The 22,135-nt window shown below is 73.0% G+C and carries 18 protein-coding genes; 11 read left to right on the forward strand and 7 right to left on the reverse strand.

Annotated elements, in window-relative coordinates; all coding sequences use genetic code 11:
* The first annotated feature begins 40 nt into the window (after positions 1-40).
* Both CLT75_RS04085 and CLT75_RS04095 read left to right on the forward strand, forming a co-directional pair.
* Positions 41-1,702, forward strand: coding sequence for an RICIN domain-containing protein (locus CLT75_RS04085; RefSeq protein WP_135239539.1), 1,662 nt, complete (start codon positions 41-43; stop codon positions 1,700-1,702).
* 424 nt (positions 1,703-2,126) lie between these two features.
* Positions 2,127-2,741 (forward strand): DedA family protein, encoded by a 615-nt coding sequence (locus tag CLT75_RS04095; protein ID WP_167796867.1) that lies wholly within the window; start codon positions 2,127-2,129, stop codon positions 2,739-2,741.
* 9 nt (positions 2,742-2,750) lie between these two features.
* Here CLT75_RS04095 and CLT75_RS04100 read toward each other — a convergent pair whose 3' ends face one another.
* Positions 2,751-3,332, reverse strand: a complete 582-nt coding sequence (locus CLT75_RS04100; protein ID WP_135239541.1) for a TetR/AcrR family transcriptional regulator — start codon at positions 3,330-3,332, stop codon at positions 2,751-2,753.
* 66 nt (positions 3,333-3,398) lie between these two features.
* On the opposite strand from CLT75_RS04100, the gene CLT75_RS04105 reads away from it, so the two are divergent.
* The 3 genes from CLT75_RS04105 (at position 3,399) to CLT75_RS04115 (ending at position 7,433) form a co-directional block, all read left to right on the forward strand.
* A complete protein-coding gene (locus CLT75_RS04105; protein WP_135239542.1) occupies positions 3,399-4,442 on the forward strand; it encodes a glycoside hydrolase family 113 protein in 1,044 nt (347 codons plus the stop codon).
* 107 nt (positions 4,443-4,549) lie between these two features.
* Positions 4,550-6,505 carry an elongation factor G gene (locus CLT75_RS04110; RefSeq protein WP_135239543.1) on the forward strand — a complete coding sequence of 652 codons (1,956 nt, stop codon included), beginning with the start codon at positions 4,550-4,552 and terminating at the stop codon, positions 6,503-6,505.
* A gap of 124 nt (positions 6,506-6,629) precedes the next feature.
* Positions 6,630-7,433 (forward strand): endonuclease/exonuclease/phosphatase family protein, encoded by an 804-nt coding sequence (locus CLT75_RS04115; protein WP_135239544.1) that lies wholly within the window; start codon positions 6,630-6,632, stop codon positions 7,431-7,433.
* Here CLT75_RS04115 and CLT75_RS04120 read toward each other — a convergent pair whose 3' ends face one another.
* From CLT75_RS04120 to CLT75_RS04135, 4 genes are all read right to left on the reverse strand, one after another.
* The gene (locus tag CLT75_RS04120; RefSeq protein ID WP_135239545.1) at positions 7,434-10,187 is read right to left on the reverse strand and encodes a beta-L-arabinofuranosidase domain-containing protein; all 2,754 of its coding nucleotides are present in this window, start codon (positions 10,185-10,187) and stop codon (positions 7,434-7,436) included. It lies immediately after the preceding gene.
* 55 nt (positions 10,188-10,242) lie between these two features.
* On the reverse strand, positions 10,243-11,625 hold the full coding sequence (locus CLT75_RS04125; protein ID WP_135239546.1) for a glycoside hydrolase family 43 protein: 1,383 nt from the start codon (positions 11,623-11,625) through the stop codon (positions 10,243-10,245).
* A 108-nt stretch (positions 11,626-11,733) separates the two neighbouring features.
* Positions 11,734-12,894, reverse strand: coding sequence for a low temperature requirement protein A (locus CLT75_RS04130; protein WP_135239547.1), 1,161 nt, complete (start codon positions 12,892-12,894; stop codon positions 11,734-11,736).
* Positions 12,895-13,054: 160 nt separating this feature from the next.
* On the reverse strand, positions 13,055-13,267 hold the full coding sequence (locus CLT75_RS04135) for a hypothetical protein (RefSeq protein WP_135239548.1): 213 nt from the start codon (positions 13,265-13,267) through the stop codon (positions 13,055-13,057).
* Positions 13,268-13,436: 169 nt separating this feature from the next.
* Between CLT75_RS04135 and CLT75_RS04140 the strand changes: the two genes are divergently transcribed.
* Both CLT75_RS04140 and CLT75_RS04145 read left to right on the forward strand, forming a co-directional pair.
* Positions 13,437-14,663 carry a sensor histidine kinase gene (locus tag CLT75_RS04140; protein WP_135239549.1) on the forward strand — a complete coding sequence of 409 codons (1,227 nt, stop codon included), beginning with the start codon at positions 13,437-13,439 and terminating at the stop codon, positions 14,661-14,663.
* Positions 14,651-15,304 (forward strand): response regulator transcription factor, encoded by a 654-nt coding sequence (locus CLT75_RS04145; protein ID WP_135239550.1) that lies wholly within the window; start codon positions 14,651-14,653, stop codon positions 15,302-15,304. The genes CLT75_RS04140 and CLT75_RS04145 overlap by 13 nt, the downstream gene beginning before the upstream one ends.
* Positions 15,305-15,359: 55 nt before the next feature.
* On the opposite strand, the gene CLT75_RS04150 is transcribed toward CLT75_RS04145, so the two are convergent.
* On the reverse strand, positions 15,360-16,526 hold the full coding sequence (locus tag CLT75_RS04150) for a serine hydrolase domain-containing protein (protein ID WP_135239551.1): 1,167 nt from the start codon (positions 16,524-16,526) through the stop codon (positions 15,360-15,362).
* Positions 16,527-16,760: 234 nt separating this feature from the next.
* Here CLT75_RS04150 and CLT75_RS04155 point away from each other — a divergent pair, with 234 nt between their 5' ends.
* Positions 16,761-17,231, forward strand: coding sequence for a hemerythrin domain-containing protein (locus CLT75_RS04155; RefSeq protein WP_135239552.1), 471 nt, complete (start codon positions 16,761-16,763; stop codon positions 17,229-17,231).
* Positions 17,232-17,282: 51 nt separating this feature from the next.
* Here the strand turns inward: CLT75_RS04155 and CLT75_RS04160 are convergent, their stop codons facing one another.
* The gene (locus CLT75_RS04160; protein WP_135239553.1) at positions 17,283-18,152 is read right to left on the reverse strand and encodes a hypothetical protein; all 870 of its coding nucleotides are present in this window, start codon (positions 18,150-18,152) and stop codon (positions 17,283-17,285) included.
* 343 nt (positions 18,153-18,495) lie between these two features.
* Between CLT75_RS04160 and CLT75_RS04165 the strand changes: the two genes are divergently transcribed.
* The 3 genes from CLT75_RS04165 to CLT75_RS04175 all read left to right on the forward strand — a co-directional run bounded on the left by CLT75_RS04165 (position 18,496) and on the right by CLT75_RS04175 (position 22,131).
* Positions 18,496-20,112, forward strand: coding sequence for a cellulose-binding domain-containing protein (locus CLT75_RS04165; protein WP_135239554.1), 1,617 nt, complete (start codon positions 18,496-18,498; stop codon positions 20,110-20,112).
* A 190-nt stretch (positions 20,113-20,302) separates the two neighbouring features.
* Positions 20,303-21,112: an ABC transporter ATP-binding protein gene (locus CLT75_RS04170; protein WP_135243898.1), complete on the forward strand. Its 810-nt coding sequence runs from the start codon at positions 20,303-20,305 to the stop codon at positions 21,110-21,112.
* 29 nt (positions 21,113-21,141) lie between these two features.
* Positions 21,142-22,131, forward strand: coding sequence for an iron-siderophore ABC transporter substrate-binding protein (locus CLT75_RS04175; RefSeq protein WP_135239555.1), 990 nt, complete (start codon positions 21,142-21,144; stop codon positions 22,129-22,131).
* Positions 22,132-22,135 lie beyond the last annotated feature (4 nt).

Raw genomic sequence — 22,135 nt, forward strand, 5'->3', positions numbered from 1 at the left:
TGCGCCGCACCCGGCGTACCCCCTTCTCGGAGGTCGAACGATGCTCAACCCCGCAGTGGCGTCGCCGCCCGGCACCCGCCGGGTCCGGCGGGCCGGCATGGCATCGGCCCTGGTGGCGGCGCTGGCCGCCGCGGCCGGCATGGCAGTCGTGGCCGCGCCGTCGGCGCGGGCGGCCACCATCGACACGAGCGCCTGGTACGTGCTCGTCAACCGCAACAGCGGCAAGGTCCTCGACGTCCGGGACACCTCGACCGGCGACGGCGCGGCGATCCAGCAGTGGTCCCGCAACGACGGCGAATGGCAGCAGTTCCAGTTCGTCTCCTCCGGCAGCGGCTACTACCGCCTCCGGGCCCGCCACAGCGGCAAGGTGGTGGACCTGTGGGAGTGGAACGTCGCCGACGGCGCGGAGTACCGGCAGTGGCCCGACCTCGACGCCGCCAACCAGCAGTTCCAGGTGCGCGACTCGGACAGCGGCTACATCCGGCTGATCAACAGGCACTCCGGGAAGGCCCTGGAGGTCTGGGAGAGGTCGACCGCCGACGGCGCCCGGGTCAGTCAGTACGCCGATCTCAACGGCACCAACCAGCAGTGGCAGATGGTCCGGGTGGGCACCGGCGGCACACCGACGACCGCGCCGCCGCCCACCGGGTGCGGCAGCGGCTCCTACCAGGCCGAGGCGGTGCTCAACGGCGGCACCTGGACGGCCCGCAACGGGTCGTCGACGGTGTACTCGGGCGGGGACATGCTCGCCGCGATGCAGGCCGCGGTGAACTCGCTCTCGGCCGGCCGGACCGCCAAGCAGCGGGTGGTGATGCGTGGCTCCGGGTCGATGAGCGCGGGGTCGCGGTTGTCGCTGCCGTCGTACACGACGCTTGCGGTCTGCGGCACGATGAACGTGACCGGCTCGGGATCGGGCGACTACGCGCCCGTCTACTCGCGCGGGACCACCGACGTCGAGGTGCAGAACCTGACCCTCACCGGGGCGCCGCTGTACGGGATCTTCATGCGCAACGTGAACAATCTGACGCTCGGGCAGATCGACATGCGGCTGTCCGGCGGCCTGGGGGTGCGGATCGACAACCACGGGGGTGACCGGGCGGTCAAGGTGCGCAACGTGCGCATCGACACCGTGTACGTGTCGGGCACGGGCGCGCACGGCGTGGAGACGTACGGCGTGGACGGCCTGACCATCGGCACCGTCACCGCGCGCAACACCGGCTACTCCGGCCTGCTGCTCAACGACACGATCAACGCCACGGTGGGCACTGTCGACGCGCAGGGCGCCGGCACCGGGACCGGGTACGCGGCGTTCCGGATGGCCAACCGCAACGGCCGGATCGGCAGCTCGTACCCGACGAACATCCGGGTCGGCACGGTGATCGCGTCCGGCGGCGGCCGGGGGATCTTCTGCGTCTCGGAGTCCGGCGGCGCGGTCATCGACCGGGTGACCATCTCGAACACCGGCAACAACTCGATCCTGGTGGAGAACTGCTACAACGTCACCATCGCCGGGGTGTCCGGCACGGTGACCGGCGGTGGCGAGGTGCGGATCGCCTCGCGGACCGAGTTCCCGATCTCCTCCGGCATCCGCTTCCAGAACCTGACGGTCACCAACACCAACATCACCCAGAACCCGTGCGGCGGGGCGAACAACACGATCAGCAACGTCACGCGCGTCAACTCGACGCTGACCTGGTGCTGACGATCCGGCCGGCCCCGCGGGCGTGCGGTCCGCGGGGCAGCCGGTCAGTCGCGGGGCAGCACGCCGAGGAGGACCACCCGCAACGACTTCGAGCTCCAGTTCGGCACCCGCCACCGCATCCGCGCCGCGATCCACTTCGACGACCTGCACTTCGAGGCCCGTACGGCCGAGTACTACGGTCCCGGAGGACGCCACGAGGTCAAGGGCCACCCCCGGCTCGTCACCTCCAGCCCGCAGTCGTACGAGGCGGCCGTCCAGCAGCGGCTCTGGGCCGTGTCCGAGGACCTCACCGGCGTGCGGTTCCCCGTCCGGCCCGGGCAGAGCCAGGGATCTGATGCGACGAACGGATGACCTCGTGGCTGCGCCTGATCCACGTCGGTCTCGTTCGCCACCGGCCGACCCGTTCCGGGGCGACAATCAGCGGGTGGTGGACAAGGTGGTGGAGGCGCTCGCCGCGCTGCCGCCGGTCCTCGTCCTGACGCTGGTGTTCGTCCTGCCGGCGCTGGAGTCCTCGACGCTGCTCGGGCTCGTCGTACCGGGTGAGACAGCGATCCTGATCGGCGGGCTGGTGGCCCACGGTGGCGCGCTGCCGCTGTGGGCGGTGGTGGCCGCCGGGGCGGCCGGGGCCTGCCTCGGTGACCAGGCCGGGTACGCCCTCGGCCGCCGGTACGGCCCGGGTGTGCTCGCCCGCGCTCCACGGGTGCTGCGCCGGCGCCTCGACATCGCGCGGGCCCGCCGCCTGGTCGCCCGGCGCGGGGCGTGGGCGGTGCTCATCGGACGTTGGGTGGCGGTGCTGCGCGCCGTGGTCCCCCTGATCGCCGGCACCGGTGGGATGCGGTGGCCGGTGTTCCTCCGGGCGAACCTGGCCGGCGGGCTGGTGTGGGCGACGGCCGTGGCGCTGCTGGGCTACCTGGGCGCCGCCTCATACCGCTATCTGGAACGGGAACTGGGCATCGGGGAGTGGGCCCTGCTGGCCCTGATCGGCGTCGTCGTGGCGCTGCGGGTCTGGCGGATCCGGCGCCGGACGGCCCGCCGCTGAACGGTGGCGTCAGCCGTGACCGCGTACCAGGGGCAGGAACACCTCGTCCACGATCTCGACCAGCACCTCGTCGGGGGCGGACGGGACGCCGCGCATCGCGTACTCGGCGCGCAGCAGCATCATCGGTACCGTCGCCACCCGGTGACGGACGGCCGCCGCCGGCGCCTCGCCCCGGGCGGCGGCCCGTTCCAGCATCCCGATCCACGCGCGGTCCATGGTGTCCGCGCCGGATCGTTCGCGCATGAGCGTGAGCAGCTCCGGATCGTCGGCCGCGGCGGCGAGCAGGCCGCGCAGGACGGCCCCGTGCGGCGACGACCACGTCTCGTTTGCGAGCCGGAGCATCTCCAGCGCGTCACCTCGCAGCGTGCCCGTGTCCGGGTTCGGCATGGCGTCGTCGGACAGGTGGCGGTACGCCGCGATGCCCAGCGCCGCCCGGTGCGGCCATCGGCGGTAGATGGCGTTCTTGTTGGTTCCGGCACGCGCGGCGACCCGGTCCATCGTCATCCCCGCGTAGCCGGACTCGCGCAGTTCCTCCGCCGCGGCTCGCAGGATCGCCTGTTCCAGTTCCTCGCCCCGTCGCCTCCTGCTCATGCTTGCAGGGTACGCGTCGTACCTTATAGGGTACGACGCGTACCCTACTGAAGCGGGGAGTGAGCGATGCGCGTCTTTGGCATGAACTACGACACCGGCTTCGTGAGCGCCGGATCCACCACCCACGAGCCGTTCGACCCCGGCGTCGTGCGCAGCGACCTGCGTGTCATCCGCGACGAGCTGCGGTGCGACGCGGTCCGCGTCACCGGCGGCGTACCGGACCGGCTGGAGCTGACCGCGCGGCTGGCGGCCGAGGCGGGGTTGGAGGTGTGGTACTGCCCGTTCACCAACGGCCTGGACCGCGACGGCCTCATGGCGTTCCTGCTCGACGGCGCCGAGCGGGCCGAGCGGCTGCGGCGTGACGGCGCACCGGTCGTCTATCTCACCGGTTCCGAGATCTCCCTGTTCACCGACGGTTTCCTGCCCGGCCGTGACCTGACCGAGCGCATGGCGCTGTTCACCGACCCGATGCGGATGCGGGAGGCGGTCCCGGCCGCGCGGGCCGCGGTGCGCGACTTCCTCGCCGAAGCGGTACCCGCGGTGCGGGAGCGCTTCGGCGGTCCCGTCGGATACGCCTCGATCCCGCTGGAGGACGTCGACTGGGCGGCCTTCGACATCATCGCCAGCGACGCCGGCTACCGCGACGCGACCAACTCCGCGGCGTTCCCGCAGTCCCTGGCGGCTGCCGTGGGGCAGGGCAAGCCGTACGCGGCGACCGAGTTCGGCTGCTGCACGTTCCGCGGCGCGGCCGACGTCGCGGGCGCGACCGAGCCGGTGGTCTACGACGAGCACGGCCGTGCGGCGAAGCTCACCGCGGAGCTGGAGCGCGACGAGGAGGGCCAGGCACGCTACCTCGTCGACCTGCTGCGCGACTACGAGGCCGGCGGGGTGGAGGCGGCGTTCGCGTACACGTTCGCGAACCGGCACCTGCCGACCACCGGCGACCCCGAGCACGACTACGACCTGGCGTCACGGGGGATCGTGCGCGTGCTGCCGGACGGCTCGTGGACGCCCAAGGCCGCCTTCCACGCCCTGGCCGAGTACGGCCGCGTCCGTGCGCTGAGCCGGACCGAATTCGGTGGTGACGATCGCGACGGACGGGCAAGGTAGGACTGCACACCGGCGGCGAGCGCCGCCACCACGACTGTCACCAGGAGAGACAATGCGAGCAGCTTCCACGCTTCGGACCCTTGCCCGTCCTACCGTGGAGCTCCGCCTTGGCCCTGTTGAACCTCGGAATCGTCGCGCATGTTGACGCCGGAAAGACCAGCCTGACCGAACGCCTGCTCTACGAGGCGGGCGCCGTGGCCGAGCCGGGCAGCGTCGACGCCGGCACGACCCGGACCGACTCGACGGAGCTGGAACGCCGCCGCGGCATCACCATCCGGGCGGCCGTCACGTCGATCACCATCGGCGACCTCGGCATCAACCTGCTGGACACCCCCGGCCACCCCGACTTCATCGCGGAGGTCGAACGCTCCCTGGCCGTCCTCGACGCGGCCGTGCTCGTGGTGTCGAGCGTGGAGGGCGTCCAGCCGCAGACAGTCGCCATCTGGCGGGCGCTGCGCCGCATCGGCGTACCGACTGTGTTCTTCTTCAACAAGGTCGACCGCGGCGGCGCCGACGTGGACCGGGTGACGGCCCAGGTACGGCAGCGGCTCGGCGCGCGTCCGGTCCTGCTCGGCACTGTCACCGGCCAGGGCACACGCGAGGCCCGGGTGCACGCCGTGGACCTCGACGCCGAGCCGGTGGTGGCCGAGGTGGCGGAGGTCGACGACGCGGTGGCGGCGCGCTGGCTGACCGACCGGCCGGTCCGCGTACGCGACGTCCGCCGGGCGCTGCGACGCGCGGTACGCCGCGCCGACCTGGTCCCGGCGGTGTGCGGCTCGGCCATCACCGGCGCCGGGGTACGCCGGCTGTGCGACGTCCTGGCCGACCTGCTGCCGTACGGCGAGGCGCGGGACGGACCGCCGGCGGGCACGGTCTTCGCCGTCGACCGGGACGGGCACGGCCGGCGCGTCTGGCTGCGGCTGTGGTCCGGGCGCCTGCGGGTGCGGGACCGGGTGCGGCTCGGCGACGGCCGGCCGGAGCCGGTGACCGAGATCGCCGTCATCGAGCCTGCCGGCGTGCTGGTGCGCCGGTCGGTCTCCGCCGGGCAGATCGCGGCGGTACGCGGCGTGTCCGCCCGGATCGGCCAGCACATCGGCGACCCGCCACGGCGGCACGCCTACCGGTTCCCGCCACCGACCCGGCAGGCGGTCGTCGAGCCGGTCGACCCGGCGCAGCGCCTGGCGATGTTCGCTGGCCTGGCCGAACTGGCCGACGAGGACCCGCTGGTGGACCTGCGCCTCGACGAGCAGCAGGCGGAGGCGGTGATCCGCCTGCACGGCGAGGTCCAGAAGGAGGTCCTCGCCGCCCTGATGGAGGACCGGTACGGCATCCGGGTGCGGTTCTCCGGCACGCTCACCGCCTGCATCGAACGGGTCGCCGGCACGGGTACCGCCGAGGAGCGGGTACGGGAACGCGGCAACCCGTACCTGGCCGGGCTGGGGTTGCGCATCGAGGCCGCACCGGCCGGGCACGGCATCGGGTTCCGGCCCGGGATCGAGCCGGGCCGGCTGCCCCCGGCGTTCGTCGCGGCCACCGAGGAGGGCGTACGGGCCGCGCTGCGGCAGGGCCGGCACGGCTGGCCGGTCACCGACTGCACGGTCACCATGACGGCGTCCCGGTACTGGCCCCGGCAGAGCAGGCCGCACCAGAAGTTCGACAAGTCGATCTCGACGGTGGCGGCGGACTTCCGCAGCCTCGCCCCGGTCGTGGTCGCCGCCGCGCTGCGGCAGGCCGGTACGCGGGTGTGCCAGCCGATCGAACGGTTCGACGTCAACCTTCCCCGGCACGCGGTGGAGACGGTGCTGGCGCTGCTCGGCCGGCTCGGCGCGGTAGTCCACGACACCGCCGTCGCGGGCGGCTACCTGGAGGTGAGCGGCACCCTGCCGTCCGCCCGGGTGCCGCGGGTCGTCGCCGCCCTGCCCGACCTCACCGGTGGCGAGGCGGTCCTGACCACCACCTTCGACCACTACGCGCCGGTCACCGGCGAGGAGCCGCCGGCACTGCCCCGGCGCGGGCCCGACCCGGACGACCGGGAGGCGTGGTTCCGGGCCGTACCGAGGTAGGCCGCGCCGGGCGGCGACGGCGGCGCTCCGGGGATAGGATCACCCGCGCCCGCCGCCGCCCGTACCCGTTGGAGCCCCGCTGTCCCCGCAGCCGGCCACCCACCTCACCCGGCGTGCCCGCCGGGTGCTGGCAGTGGTGTGCCTGCTCGTCGTGGCCGGGCTGCCCGCTGGATCCTCGACCGGCGGCGCCACCGGCTCGGGAACGCTGCGGGTGCTCCAGATGAACCTGTGCAACAGTGGCCGGGCCGGCTGCTACACCGGCCGGGCCGTCCCGCGGGCCGCCGACGTGATCGCCGCCGAGGCGCCCGACGTGGTCACGCTCAACGAGATCTGCCGCGACGACGTGGTGACGCTGGAGCGCACGCTGCGGGCCGCCCGCGCCGGCGGCACCGTGGTGTCCGCGTTCCAGGCCGCCGGTGACCGCCCCTCCGGCGGTCCCACCCGGTGCAACAACGGCGAGCCGTACGGGATCGGGCTGCTGACCCGCCTCGACGGCCGGGACGCGCGGTCGTCTGTGCACCGGGGCACCTACCCGGCGCAGGACCTCGCGGACCCGGAGGAGCGGGTCTGGCTCTGCGTCCGGGGCGACGGGCTGCACGCCTGCACCACTCACCTGGCGAACACCAGCGGCCAGGTGGCGCTGGCCCAGTGCGGGCAGTTGCTCGGCGCGGTGGTGCCGGGGACCCGGGGCGACGCCGGGAGCGGGCCGACAGTCCTCGGCGGTGACCTCAACCTGCGGGCCGGTGGCACCCCGGACGTCCGCTCGTGCGTGCCGGTGGGCTACCGGCGGATCGACGACGGCGCCCGGCAGCAGATCATGGCGTCCGGCGGCGTGACGGTCTGCTGCCGCCGCGCGGTGGACATGCGCGGGACGACTGACCATCCGGCGCTGGTGGCGACCATGATCCGCGCCCGCCGTCACGGGTGATCAGAGGAACCGCCAGCGCTGGTGCGCGGCCCCGGTGTCGTCGGCGAGGACCGCCTGCGCGCCCTGGGCGCCGGAACCGCCGCTGAGCCCGAGCACCCGCCCCCCGTTCGCGCACTGGATCCGGAACCAGCCACCTCCGCCGTGCCGCAGCCGCCACCTGTGGTCGGCGGTGCCGTTGTCGGCCCACTGGACGATCCGGGCGCCCGCCGCTGTCGAACCACCCTCGACGCCGAGTACCTTGCCGCTGTTGCCGTTGCGCAGCCGCAGGTAGCCGCCGGTGTCCACGAGCGCGGTCCAGAGGTGGTCGGCGGTGCCGGTGTCGCCCCACTGGATGACCGGCCCGCCGTCGGCGGTGGACATGTCCTGCACGCCGAGCACCAGCCCGCTGCCGAGGTTCTGGATCCGCCGCGCGCCGTTGGGCAGGAACCGCCACTGGTTGTCCGGGCTGCCGTTGTCCGGGTCCTGCACGGCGAACGCGCCCTGCGCGGCCGAGCCGCCGGAGATGCCGAGCAGCTTGCCGGTGTGCACGTTGCGCAGCTTGTGGCTGCCGTCGCCGACGTCGACCACGGTCCACAGGTGGTCGGCGGTGCCGTTGTCCGCCCACTGAAGGATCCGGGCGCCGTCGGCGGTGGACATGTTCTCCACCCCCAGCACCTTGCCGCTGTTGACGTTGCGCAGCCGCAGCGCCGACCCGTCGACCACAAGCTGCCAGTCGTGGTCGGCGGTGCCGGTGTCGCCCCACTGCAGCGCGAGCCCGCCGTCGGCGGTGGACATGTTCTGGATGCCGAGCACCAGCCCGCTCGCCGCGTTGACGAGCCGGAAACTCGCCTCACCGCCGCCACCGCCCGCGCCGACCCGCCAGTAGACCGTGTAGTTGTGCCCGTGGGCGTCGTAGAACGGGCCGAGGTTGACAGTGGAGCCGTCGGCCCGGGCGGTGAACGCGAGACTGCCCGTGCCGGTACGGGTGACCGAGGCGGGATCCAGCGTCGGCAGGCCGCTCAACGTGGTGTTGCCGTAGTTGCCGGAGAGCACCACCGGCCCGTACGTGACGGCCTGCACCGCGGCGTCGTCGTTGGCGGCCACCGTGGCGACCCGCATCGGCAGCCGGACCGTGACCGTGTCGCCGGACGTCCAGGCCCGGGTCAGGACGGCGTAGCTGCCCGGCGTGGCGGCGATGCCCGCCGCGACGCCGTTGACGCTGACGCTCGCCCCGCTGGTCCACGCCGGGATCCGGATCCGCATCGTCCACGACCCGGCCGCCGAGCCGGTGACGGTGAGCGTCGTGGTGTCGCCGACCGGGTACGACGTGGCCTGCGTGACGGTGATGCCGCGCTGGCTCCAGGTGAGCACCGACGGGACGAACAGGTTGACGGTCAGCGTGGTGCCGTTGTGGAAGTAGATCGCGTCCGCAAGCGTCGTGTTGGTCTCCAGCCCGGTGCCCTGGCAGCACCAGAACGAGTTGTAGTCGGTGCTCCACGTGCCGCCGCCCCACGCCGGGCCGACACCGCGCCGCCCGCCCGGGTTGAGCGGGGTGAAGTACGTGACGTGGCCGTGCGCGTCGGCCGGGTTCTGCTGGCCGATCATGTGGTTGAGCAGCGCGCGCTCGTAGAAGTCGGCGTACGCGACCCGGTCCGGGTCGAGCTGCCACAGCTCCCGGGTCAGCTTGAGCATGTTGTACGTGTTGCACGCCTCGCACGTGTCGGTGCGCAGGTACCCGGCGATCGCGTTCGGCGCGCGGAAGTGCTCGGCCTGGCTGTTGCCGCCGATGGCGTACGTGTGCGCGCCGACCGTGATGGCCCACGCGTTCGCGGCGATGTCCCGGTAGCGGGTGACGCCGGTGGCCTTGTACTCCCGGGCCGCGCCGATCCACTTGGGCACCTGCGTGTTGGCGTGCAGCCCGTTGAGCTGGTCGGAGTTGGCGGCGAGCGGGTTGAACACGGCGGCGTGGTCGAACCGCTGCGCGACGGTCAGCCACCGCCCGTCGCCGGTCTGCTGGTAGAGGTCGGTCAGCACCGCGTTCATGCCGCCGAACTCGGTGCCGAGCATCGCCTGCATCTGGGCCGAGGTGAGCCGGCCGGTGCGCTGGTCGACCCAGCCGGCCAGTGCCAGCAGCACGTCCCGGGCCTGGGTGCTGCCGATCAGCCGCCACACGTCCAGCAGCCCGGCGAGTGTCTTGTGGATGCAGTAGTAGGGGACGTTGCCGTTGCTGAGCGTCCGGGCCTCCAGCGCGGTGAAGTCGGACTCCGGGAAGCCGGACAGGTAGCCGGTGCTGAACCCGGCCGCGCCGTTGTTGGCCTGGCAGCGGGCCAGTTCGACGACCATGGTGAGCGCCTTGTCCCGGCAGGTGGTGTCGCCGAGCACCGCCCACGCCTGCGCCCAGGCGGTCAGGAAGTGGCCCTGCATGTGGGTGCGGAACGGGAAGTTCGGCGCGTCCCAGCCGCCGTTGGCGGCGGCTCCGCCGGTGGACAGGCGGTGGTTGGCCCGGAAGTTGTAGAGCAGCCGGTTCACGTCGACGAAGCGCAGGTAGGCGACCGTACGGTTCTGGTTGTCCTGCCAGCGGCCGGCGGTCAGCCGTACCTGGCCGCTGTCGAACGCGTACGCGGACACGCCGATGTCGGGGCGGGCCGGTGGCAGCGCGGCGTGTGCCGTACCGCCTGCGGAGACGGACCCGGCGGCGGCGCCGGCGGTGGCCGCGACGGCTGTCGCGGCGGTCGTGCGCAGGAGGAATCGGCGGTTCACCAGGGGAGCGGGCATGACGGCCTCCGTGGCGGGGGACGGTGGTGGTGGGGGGACGGTGGTGGTGGGACGGTTACGCGGTGACCCGGAAGGTGGCGTCCTGCCTGTCGATCGCGGGTGAGCCGGCGCCGAGCGGGTCGATGCGCAGCCGGTAGTCGTAGTGCCGCAGGTAGCGGGTGGGGAAGTTGTGCGAGCGGAACGACGACCAGGTGCTGTCCGCCAGGCCGGCGGTGCGGTGGAAGGTGGCGTCGGCGCGGAACGTGGCGGTGCCGTCGTTCGGGTCCAGCCGCACCGCGTAGTCGTAGTGCCGCAGGTAGTTGCCGGGGTAGTTGACCGACTCGAACGAGACGCCGGCGTAGTCGGCCAGGCCGGGGACCATGCGCCACATCTGGTCCTGGTAGGGGTCGAACGGGTACGCGTCGACGCGGGCGATCCGGTCGGCGTGCCGGACGTAGCGGTCGGGCAGGTTCGACGACTTGAGCCGCACCCAGTTCGGCGTGCCCCAGCGGTTGACCATCCCGGCGTACTCGGCGTCGCTGATGCCGATCATCGAGCCGTGCTTGGAGTTCAGCGGCGGGGTGTAGTCGCGCTGGTTCAGCGGCGTCCACGAGTTGCCCGAGATGGTCGTGGTGGACCAGGCGTAGTAGTCGTTGTTGACCGGGCTGAACGAGTCACCCCACAGCCGCCAGCCGCCCTCGTTCGTGCGCAGCAGCAGCGGCGCCTCGATCGCGTTGCCCTGCCGCAACCCGCTGGTGTACGTGGTGAAGCTGTTCGGCGCGCCGGTGGCGGACCGGGCGCCGTACAGGTAGCCGTCGTCGAGGTTCTTGTAGTAGAGGTACGTGGTGCCGCCGTCGACCACCACGTCGCCATCGAGCACGCCGAAGCCCGGGCTGAAGTAGACCTGCGGCGCGCTGACGGTGCGGAAGTCGCTCGTGTGGTTGACCAGGAACACGTCCCGGCCGTTGTTGGCGGAGTAGACGATGGCGTACTGCCCGCGGGCGGCGTCCCAGAACGCTGTGGGCGCCCACGTGTGGGTGTCGAGCGTGTGCATCCGGATGCGCCGGTAGCCGGTGAACGCGGTCAGGTCGGTGGAGTCCCACACGTGCAGGTACTGGCTGGTCAGCCCCCAGTTGGTGCCCTTGAGGTCGGTGGCCAGCACCACGAAGGTGCCGTCGGTCCTGCGCAGCACGAACGGGTCGCGCAGGCCGAGCTGCCCGGCGGTCGGGGTGACCACCGGGTTGTTCTGGTTCAGCGGGGTCCAGTTCAGGGCGTCCCGGCTGACGGCCAGGTGCAGGCCGTAGTCGGCGCCGAGGCCGTTCGGCGTCTCGGTGAAGTAGGCCATGGCGTAGGCGGTGTTCGGCGCGGCGAGCGCGCCGCGGGGCAGGCTGAGCGTGCCGGAGGCGGCGGCAGCGGCGGACAGGGCGCCGAGGGTGAACGCGCGTCGGGTGAGGGGCACGAGAGGGCCTTTCTCTGCGGGGAGATGACGGCCGAGTTAACGCTAACAATCTCCCCTAGCCTGGCGTTCACATAGTCGTCTGTCAATCGGATGGTGGCGTTAACGCGCTCAGCCGCGAACCGCCCGCGGTACGGCTGCGGTCTCCGCGTACACGATCAGGATCAGCAGTACGGCCAGCAACGCGGAGCCCGCCAGCAGCGGCAGCCCGCGTGTCAGGAGGCCCAGCGCCACGATCACCACCAGCCCCGCCGGCCGGTGCCAGGTCACCCGGCGGTGCACCGCCGCCGCGAGCCCGATCCAGCCGATCAGGAACAGCGCCGGACCGCTGAGCGCCACCACGAGCGCGGCCGGGTCGCGGGAAAGCGGATCCGTGATCATGACCTGCGCGCCGACCGCCGTGGCCACCACACCGGCCACCATCACCAGGTGCAGGTAACCGGCGAGCAGGCCGAGCCGGCTCCCGGACGGCCCGCGCGCCTCGATCGCCTCGCCGAGCCGCATGCCGCCGGGCACCAGGTAGAGCCGCCCGACGGTGACCGCGTTGACGAACGCCAGCGCGAACGCCACCGTCCGGTAGCCGTCGAAACCGGCGTTGCTGAACACGATCCCGGCGGACAGGATCAACTCGCCCAGCGCGATGATGTAGATCTGCTGGTAGCGCTCGGCCAGGTGCTCGCCGACCACCTGGAGGTCGCGCCAGCTCGACCGGCCCAGCCCCGGTGTCGGCCAGCGCAGCCGCGCCATCGTGAGATCCAGGACGATCGCCGCGGTCCAGAGCGCCACCTGCGCCGGCCCGGCGAGCGCGCCGGTCACCCACAGCACCCCGGAGACGCCGAACCAGATCGCCACCCGGGTGCTGCGCACCCGCAGCGGATGTCCGCGCAGGGCCGGCAGCAGGATCAGCGGCCGGCCCAGGTGGATCGCCACGTACGCGCCGGCGAACACGAGCGCGTGCCCGGCGTACGCGGTGGGCGCGGCCGCCGCCATCAGCAGGCCGCCGAACATGACCCAGAGCAGCAGCGCGACGATCGGCGGGGAGCGCGGGTCGAACCAGTCGGTCGACCAGGCGGTCACGAACCACACCCACCAGATCGGCGCCAGCAGCAGGGCGGCCCGGTACGCCCCGGCGAGGCTCAGGTCCTCCTCCAGCACCAGCGACACCCGGTTCAGCGCGAGGATGAAGGCCAGGTCGAAGAAGAGTTCCAGGAACGACGCCCGGCGGGAGGCCTCGCGTGGCCGGAGCAGGTGCCCACGCGGCTCACTCGCCATCCGGTCCCTTCCGTACGCGCCGTCGACGACACCAGTCGTATCAGCCGGGGACGTGGTCGCGCGGGCGAACGCCGCAGGGCGGGCCGATCGTCGGCGCGGCCCGCCCCGCCCGGCGTCCCGGCGCTACCCGGCTTCCCGGCGCCGCCCGCACGGTGGCGGGTCAGCGGTTGCGGTAGTGGTTCACCGCCAGCGCCGCGCCGGACGCCAGCGCCAGCGCGCCGAAGGCCGAACCGGCCCACGGGTTGCCCAGGACGCTCGACAGCGTCACGTTCGCCGCCACGCTGACGATGAGCACCAGCCAGAGCAGCGGGCGCATCCGGCTGACGGGCGTCGTCGCGGCGGTGTTCTCGGCGGTACGGTCCAGGTCGTTCACGGCTGCCTCCTCGGGTGACGTCCTTGCACCCTCGACGCTAGGCGCGCAGATGGCCGGGAACGATCCCGCCAGCACGACGACCGGGGTACAGCAGGCTGTACTTTCCGCGCCCGGACCTGACGGGCGGCGACAGCGGTGACCTATCGTGGCGGCCGGGGGTGGGCCGGGGATGGAGTACGTACGCGGGCGGTTCCGCGCCGCGGTGGACGCGCTGGAGCACCTCGTCGGCGGGCTCGGCACCGCCGTGCTGGCGCTCGGCGCGCTGTTCGGGATCGTCGTCGCGGCCGCGGCCTGCGTCGGCGGGGTCGGACTGCTGCTCGTACCCGGAATGCTGCGGGCGGTGCGGTCGGTGGCCGACCGCGAGCGTGCCCGGCTGTCCCGGTGGGGGCCGCCGATCCCGTCGTCCGGCCCGGTGCCGGCCGGGGTGCGCCCGGCGCTGCGCGACCCGGTCGTCCGGCGGGAACTGCGCTGGGTGGCCACCCACGGGACGCTCGGCTTCGGCGCCGGGCTGATCGCGCTCGCGCTGCCGATCTACGCCGTGCAGGACATGACGTTCCCGCTGTGGTACCGGCTGGTGCCGCCGGACGCCGGTGCGCCGGGGATCGGCTGGTGGCGCGTCGACGGGCTCGGCGACGCGCTCACTGTCGGCGTGCTCGGCATCGGCTGGCTGGTGCTCGCGGTCGCGACCGGGCCGGCCCTGGCGCGGATCCAGGCCCGGCCGGGCCGCCGGCTGCTGCCCCCGCCGCCCGGGTTCGACCTGTCGCTGCGGGTCGCCGAACTGACCGCCACCCGGGCCGCCGCGCTCGACGCCCACGCGGTGGAGCTGCGCCGGATCGAACGCTCGCTGCACGACGGCACGCAGAACCGGCTGGTCGCGGTGAACGTGCTGCTCGGCGCCGCGCGGCGGGCGGTACGCCGTGACCCGGCCCGCGCCGACGAGATCCTGGAACGCGCGCAGAACGCGGCCGAGCAGGCGCTCGGCGAGCTGCGTACGGTGGTGCGCGGCATCCTGCCGCCGGTGCTCGGCGACCGGGGCCTTGCCGGGGCGCTCGACGGACTCGCCGCGGCGTGCGCGGTGCCGTGCCGCCTGTCGGTGGACGTCGACGTGCGCTGCGCGGCGTCGGTCGAGGCCACCGCGTACTTCGTGGTGGCCGAGGCGCTGACGAACGTGGTCCGGCACAGCGGCGCGAGCGCGGTGGACGTCGCCGTGCGCCGGGAGGGGGACCGGCTGCTCGTGACCGTCACCGACGACGGGCGCGGGGACGCCGACGAGGCGCGCGGCTCCGGGCTGACCGGCATCCGCCGCCGGGTCGAGGCGTACGACGGGCGGATGACGCTGACGAGTCCACCGGGAGGACCGACGAGGATGCACGTGGAGCTGCCATGCGGATCGTGATCGCCGAGGACGACGCGCTGCTGCGCGAAGGGCTGGCGCTGCTGCTGCGCGCCGAGGACCTGGACGTGGTGGCCACCGCCGGCACGCCGGGGGAGTTCCTGGCCGCCGTGGACGAGCACCGGCCGGACGTGGCGATCGTCGACGTGCGGATGCCGCCCACCCACACCGACGAGGGGATCGTCGCCGCGGTCGAGGCCCGCCGCCGCCTGCCCGGCCTCGCGGTGCTGGTCCTGTCCGCGTACGTCGAGCAGGCGTTCGCCACCGAGCTGTTCTCGGTCGGCGCCTCCGGGCTCGGCTACCTGCTCAAGGAGCGGGTGGGCCGGGTCGAGGAGTTCCTCGCCGCGCTGCACCGCGTCGCGAGCGGCGGCAGCGTGATCGACCCCGAGGTGGTCGGGCAGCTGCTCGCCCGCAACCGACGGCCGGACACCGCCCTGGCCGAGCTGTCGCCGCGTGAGCACGAGGTGCTGGCGCTGATGGCCGAAGGGCTGGGCAACGGCGCGATCGCGGAACGGCTGTTCGTCACCGAGGGCGCGGTGCACAAGCACATCCGCAGCATCTTCGCGAAGCTGAGCCTGCCCCCTGACGACCGGGCCGACCGCCGGGTCACCGCCGTGCTGCGCTATCTCGACGGCCGGCGGTAGACGCACGCACGCGCGCCACCTCGCGGGGAGGCGGCGCGCGTGCGGTGACCCGGGATCAGCGGCCGGTGCCGCACAGGGCCGCGTCGACGGCGCCGGTGACCGCCTCCATCATCTCCAGACCGGTCGGCAGCGCGGTCACCGCGACCACGGCGCTACGCCCGTCCGTGGTGGACAGGTTGCGCGTCTCGAAGCCCTGGATGTCGCCGCCGTGCCCCCAGGCGTGACCGCCGCAGGGCAGCTCGTGCCGGGCGATGCCCAGGCCGTACTCCCAGACACCGCTGGGCTCGAAGTCGGGCGCCGGCACGGTACGCGTCAGGGCCGCCTGCTGGGCCGGCTTGAGCAGCTTGCCCGCCAGCAGCGCCTCGAAGAACGTGCGCAGGTCCGACGGCGTCGAGACGAGCTGGCCGGCGGCCCAGCCCAGCGACGGGTCCATCCGGGTCACGTCGACCCACGGCGCGCCCGGCTCCACCGCCACGTATCCGCGCGGCAGCCGGCCGGGCAGGTCCTGCTCGCCGGTCTGCGGCCAGTACGTGTCGCGCAGCCGCAGCGGCTCGATGATCCGCCGGGTGATCTCCTCGCCGACCGGGCGCTGGGTGACCCGCTCGACGATCAGCCCGGCCAGGACGAAGTTGGTGTTGCTGTACTCCCACCTCTCGCCCGGCGGGAAGTGCCGGGACTGGGTGAGCGCCTCGTCCAGCAGCCGGCGCGGATCGAAGTAGTCGCTGCGCCGGTCCACGAGGTCCTGCGCCTTGCCGAACACCACGTCGTCGTAGTCGGGCAGGCCGCTGGTCTGCTGCAGCAACTGGCGTACGGTGATCCGCCGCCCGTCGTTGCCGTTGGCGCGCACCAAGCCGGGCAGGTAGCGCTCGACGCTGGCGTCCAGGTCGATCCGGCCCTCGCCGACGAGCTGGAGGACGACCACGGCGGTGAACGTCTTGGTGTTGCTGCCGACGCGCACCCGGGCGTCGCGGGGGATCGCGGCGCCGGTGCGCAGGTCACCGACCCCGGCGGTGTAGTCGCGAACCCGGCCGTCGCGGCGTACGGAGGCCAGCGCCCCGGGGAAGCCGTGCTCGGCGACCAGGCCGTCCAGTCGCTGCTGGACCGCGTCGGCGGCCGGACGCCGGGCGTCGGTGGTGGTGGCGGACGCGGCGGGCACACCCAGCGCGGTGACGGTGAGCAGGGCCGCGGCGCCGACGGCCACCGGGAAGGTACGGCGGGTCATGGGAACTCCTCGACGGAGGTGAACGGGTACGTCCTCAAGCCTCGCCAGAACCGGCCCCGCGCTCCATACCGCCAGCTGCCGAACCGGGGTAGCGCTGGCACTACTTGATGGCGCCGGTGCCGCCGGTTAGGCTCCGCCCAGCGTCGCGTGCCGGTGGCAGACCGTGTCAGGCATGGAGGCGCCGGATCGAAGGGAGCACGACGATGACACTCGTCGTCCCTTCGCCCTCGCCACGTGGCTGAGGGCGAACAGACCAGGCTGGTGGCCTGGAGCCGGGAGATGCGCGCCGTCCACGAGCGGCTGCGCGAGGCGCTGGCGGTGACCCGGCGGGCGCTCGCCGACGGTGAGCCGGCCCGCCCGGCGGCACGTGAGCTGCTGGTGTTCTGCCACGGGTTCTGCGCGGCGCTGACCGCGCATCACGAGGGCGAGGACCACAGCCTCTTCCCGGCGATCGCGGCGCGGCATCCGGAGCTGCGCGGCACGCTGGACCGGCTGCGGCAGGACCACTCGATGATCGGGTACCTGCTGACCGGGCTGAGCGCGGCGGTGGCCCGCGACGCCCCGCCCGGGGAACTGGCCCGGCACCTGGAGGGCGTGGCGGCGATCATGGAGTCGCACTTCCGGTACGAGGAACGGCAACTGCTCACCGTGCTGGAGACGCTCTCGCTGGACGCCGACCCGGGCGACGTGTTCGGGCCGTTGTGACCGCCGTCGCGGCCCGGCGGATGCGCACCGCCGGGCCGTGACAGCGGCCTGTCAGTTCAGGCCGCAGGTGGCGAACCCGTCCAGGTTCGGCCGCTGCGCACCGACCCGGTTGAACGCGATCTCGATGCGGTCGAGCGCCGCGACGCGCTTGCTGCGCAGCGGGCCGAGGATGGCGTTGTCGATGAACGCCGGGCCGCCCTCGGGGCGTACCGCGAGCCGGGCGAGGCGGGCGTCGGCCTCGGCGATCTGCTTGTCCAGGGTGGCCAGTTCGGCCTGCACCTGGCCCGCGGCCGCCGCCGGGACGGCGGGCAGCGCCACCCGGGGACAGTTCACGGTCCGCGCCGCGCCGCCGGCGTTGCCGTTCTGACCCCCGGCGTTGCTGTTCTGACCGTTGCCGTTCTGCCCGCCGGCGTTGCCGTTCTGGCCGGCACCGTTCTGGCCGCCGGAACCGTTCTGGCCGGCGCCGCCGTTGACGGCGCTCGGCACGCCCGGGGCGTTGAGCGAGCAGGCCGCCAGCGCGTCCAGGTCCGGCCGCTGCGCGCCGATCCGGTTGAAGGCGATCTCGATGCGGTCGAGCACGGCGACGCGCTTGCTGCGCAGCGGGCCGAGGATGGCGTTGTCGATGAACGCCGGCCCGCCCTCGGGGCGTACCGCCTGCCGGGCCAGCCGCTCGTTCTGCCGGGCGATCTCCTGGTCCAGGTTGGCCAGTTCCCGTTCCACCTGGGCCGACGCCGCCGCGGGGACGGCGGGCAGCTTGTCGCGTACGGTCGGGCAGTTCACGGTCTGCGCGGTGGCGGCGGTGGCCGGACGGTTGTTCTCGCCCGCCGACGCCAGTTGCAGTCCGCCGGCGAACAACAGCGCCGCGAGGGCGCCCACCCCGCCGAGCTTCAGGACCGCGGTCTTGCGCGTACCCCTGGCCATGCACCTCTCCTCTGGTTGACCGGGAGGGCCGGCGCGGCGGGTGCCGCCCCGTCTCCACGGTGCGAAGTGACGACTGGAGGAATCGTGCTCGTGCCCGCTCCGGCATCGCGGTTCCGGCCGATGTTCCGGTCGGCAGTGGATACGGACGGCGCGGCGGGATCGTTCAGTGCGGGCCGAGGTTTGACCGCATCGACGTCCATCGTTAGGCTGCGCTGAAAGCGCTTACTGCGCGGGAGACGTGAGCGTTCGTGGCACTGACGTCCGGGTATCAAGGCCCGCCCCCGACACCGACCGGGCATCGGTGCCGGCGTGGGCACGGCACCACCACCCGCAGGAGACCAGCATGATCAACCGACACCGCCGTACGGTGTTGTGGACGTCCGCCGCGGCGACGGCCGCGCTCGCCGCGTCCGGCCTGGCCGTCGGCGCGACCGCCGCGCAGGCGGCCGCCGGCTGCCGCGTCGACTACGCCGTCACCGCGCAGTGGGGCGGCGGCTTCACCGCCAACGTCAACCTGACGAACCTCGGCGACCCGCTCAACGGCTGGGCCGTCACCTGGACCTTCGCCGCCGGTCAGACCGTCGCCCAGGCCTGGGGCGCCGAGATCACCGCCAGCGGCGCCTCGGTGCGGGCCGCCAACGTCAGCTACAACGGCAGCCTGGGCACCAACGCGAGCACGTCGTTCGGCTTCAACGGCACCTGGAACAACAGCAGCAACCCGGTCCCGGCCTCGTTCGCCGTCAACGGCGTCACCTGCACCGGCGGCGTCACGCCCACCACCGGTACGCCGCCGGCCAGCGCCCCGCCGAGCAGCCCGCCCCCGAGCACGCCACCGCCCAGCACGCCGCCTCCGAGCACGCCGCCGCCGGCCGGCGGGGCGATCTACGCCGCGCCGAACGGCAGCGCCGGGGCGGCCGGCACCCAGGCCAGCCCCACCACGATCGCCGCGGCGATCACCCGCGTCGGTGCCGGTGGCACGATCTACCTGCGCGGCGGCACGTACGCCCTGTCCCAGACGGTCACCGTCGCCGCCGGCAACAACGGCACGTCGAGCGCCCGCAAGAACCTGTACGCCTACCCGGGCGAGACGCCGATCCTGAACTTCTCCGCGATGGGCGAGGACCCGGCCAACCGGGGACTGGCGCTGAACGCCTCGTACTGGCACGTGCGCGGGCTCGTGGTGGAGCGGGCCGGTGACAACGGCATCTTCGTCGGCGGCAGCAACAACATCATCGAGCGGACGGTGACCCGCTTCAACCGCGACACCGGGCTGCAACTGTCCCGGATCGCCTCCAGCACGCCCCGCGACCAGTGGCCCGCCAACAACCTGATGGTCAGCGTGGAGTCGCACGACAACGCCGACTCCGACGGCGAGGACGCCGACGGCTTCGCGGCCAAGCTCACCGTCGGCGGCGGCAACGTCTTCCGGTACGCGGTGTCGCACCACAACATCGACGACGGATGGGACCTCTACACCAAGTCCGACACCGGCGCGATCGGCACGGTGACCATCGAGGACTCGCTCGCGTACAGCAACGGCACGCTGAGCAACGGCACGCAGAACGGCAACGGCGACCGCAACGGCTTCAAGCTCGGCGGCGAGGACATCGCCGTCAACCACACCGTCCGGCGCACCATCGCGTACCGCAACGGCAAGCACGGGTTCACGTACAACCGGAACCCGGGCACCATGACGATCTCGAACAACCTGAGCATCGACAACACCGAACGCAACTTTTCGTTCGACGCCGGCACCTCGGTGTTCCGGAGCAACACGTCCTGCCGCTTCGCCGGCAGCGGCTCCAACGACAAGACGGTCGGCAACGTGGACGGCTCGAACCAGTTCTGGTCCGGCGGCAACGGCTCCCGCTGCGCCACGTACTCCGGCGCCCTGGCCTGGTCCTTCGCCTCCGACGGCCGCCTCACGGTGACCCTCGGCGGCCGCCAGGTCTCGCTCTGACCCCCGGCACCCCACGCGGTTGATCATGAGGTTGGCGGCCGGATCGGAGATCGACGACGCCGTCAACTTCATGATCGACCGGGGAGGGTGGGGTGGGGGTGGGGCGGAGGGGTGGGAGATCGGACCGAAGGACCGGCTTGACAGGATGATCGAGCCTTAGGTTAGCCTAACCTGCGTGACGAGCGGAACGATGCGGGCCGACGGCCTGCGCGGCAGTGAGCTGCGGCTGGGCTACCACGGCACGACGGTGGTGCACGACGCCGCCATCACGCTGCGGCCCGCGGCGGTGACCGCGCTGGTCGGCCCCAACGGCAGCGGCAAGTCGACGCTGCTGCGCGGCCTGGCCCGCCTGCACCCGCTGGAGCACGGCGAGATCGTGCTCGCCGACGGCACACCGGCCCGGACGCTGTCCGCCCGGGACTTCGCCCGCCGGGTCACGTTGCTCGCGCAGAGCCGGCCCACCCCCAGCGGGGTGACGGTGCGGGACGTGGTCGGGTACGGCCGGCACCCGTACCGGCAGCGGTGGCGCGCGAACGACCTCGACGGACCGGCCGCGATCGACCGCGCCATGCGGGTGACAGGCGTCGACGGCATGGCCGGACGGCCGGTCGACGAGCTCTCCGGCGGCGAGCTGCAGCGGGTCTGGCTGGCCACCTGCCTGGCCCAGGACACCGCGATCCTGCTGCTGGACGAGCCGACCACGTTCCTGGACCTGCGCTACCAGGTGGAGATCCTCGACCTGATGCGCGACCTCGCCGACACCGCCGGCGTCGCCGTCGGTGTGGTGCTGCACGACCTCAACCAGGCGGCCGCCGTCGCCGACCAGGTCGTGCTCCTGCACGAAGGCCGGGTCCGCGGTACCGGCACCCCGCACGAGGTGTTCACCGAGGCGGCGCTCACCGAGGCGTACGGCATCCGCGTCGAGGTGAGCGTCGACCCGGTCACCAACCTGCTCTCCACACGTCCCGTCGGCCGGCACACGACCCGCGTCTCCGCCTGACCGACTCCTGCACACAGAAGAGAAACCCGATGCTGCGTACCCGAATGACCCTGCTCGTCGCCGCCGCGGCGAGCGCGCTGCTGATCGCCGGCTGCGGCACCACCGAGGAGCCCGCCGCCGCACCGTCCCCCTCCGACGCCGCGTCCACCGGCCCGGTCACCGTCACCGACAGCCGGGGCAAGACCATCACGCTCAAGAGCCCCGCCACCAAGGTCGTCGGCCTGGAGTGGGGCGAGGTGGAGATGCTCGTCGGCCTCGGCGTGATGCCGGTCGGCGTGGCCGACCCCAAGGGGTACGCCACCTGGGTGACCGCCGCCCCGCTCGACGCGAGCGTCAAGGACGTCGGCACCCGGGGTGAGCCGAGCGTCGACTCCATCGTCGCCCTCCAGCCGGACCTCGTGGTGATGGAGGCCGAGCGCGGCTCCGCCGTCGTCACCCAGCTGGAGAAGTACGTCCCGGTGCTGGTCACCAAGGGCAGCGACGCCTCCGACAACATCGGCCGGATGCGCGCGGACCTGAAGATGATCGCCACCGCGACCGGCCGTACCGCGCAGGCGGACAAGCTGCTGGCCGACTTCGACGCCGCCATCGCCGACGGCAAGAAGAAGATCGCCGACGCCGGTGCGGCCGGCAAGCAGTTCGCCTTCGCCGACGGCTGGAAGGAAGGCAGCACCGTCTCGATCCGGATGTTCGGCCAGGGCGCGCTCGTCTCCCAGCTCGGCATCCAGGTCGGCCTCAAGAACGCCTGGACCGGCAAGACCGACGAGATGTGGGGCCTGGGCCAGACCGACGTCGAGGGCATGACCGTCCTCAAGGGCCAGGACCTGCACTTCTTCTACAACGCCTCGGACGGCACCGACGTGTTCGCCGACGGCCTCGCCGGCAACGCGATCTGGCGCTCCCTGCCGTTCGTCCAGCAGAACAAGCTGCACAAGATGCCCAACGGCATCTGGACCTTCGGCGGCACGCTGTCCGCCAAGCAGTACATCGACGAGCTGGTCAAGGTCTACACGGCTTGAGCGC

It is taken from the genome of Micromonospora sp. CNZ285, assembly GCF_004637285.1.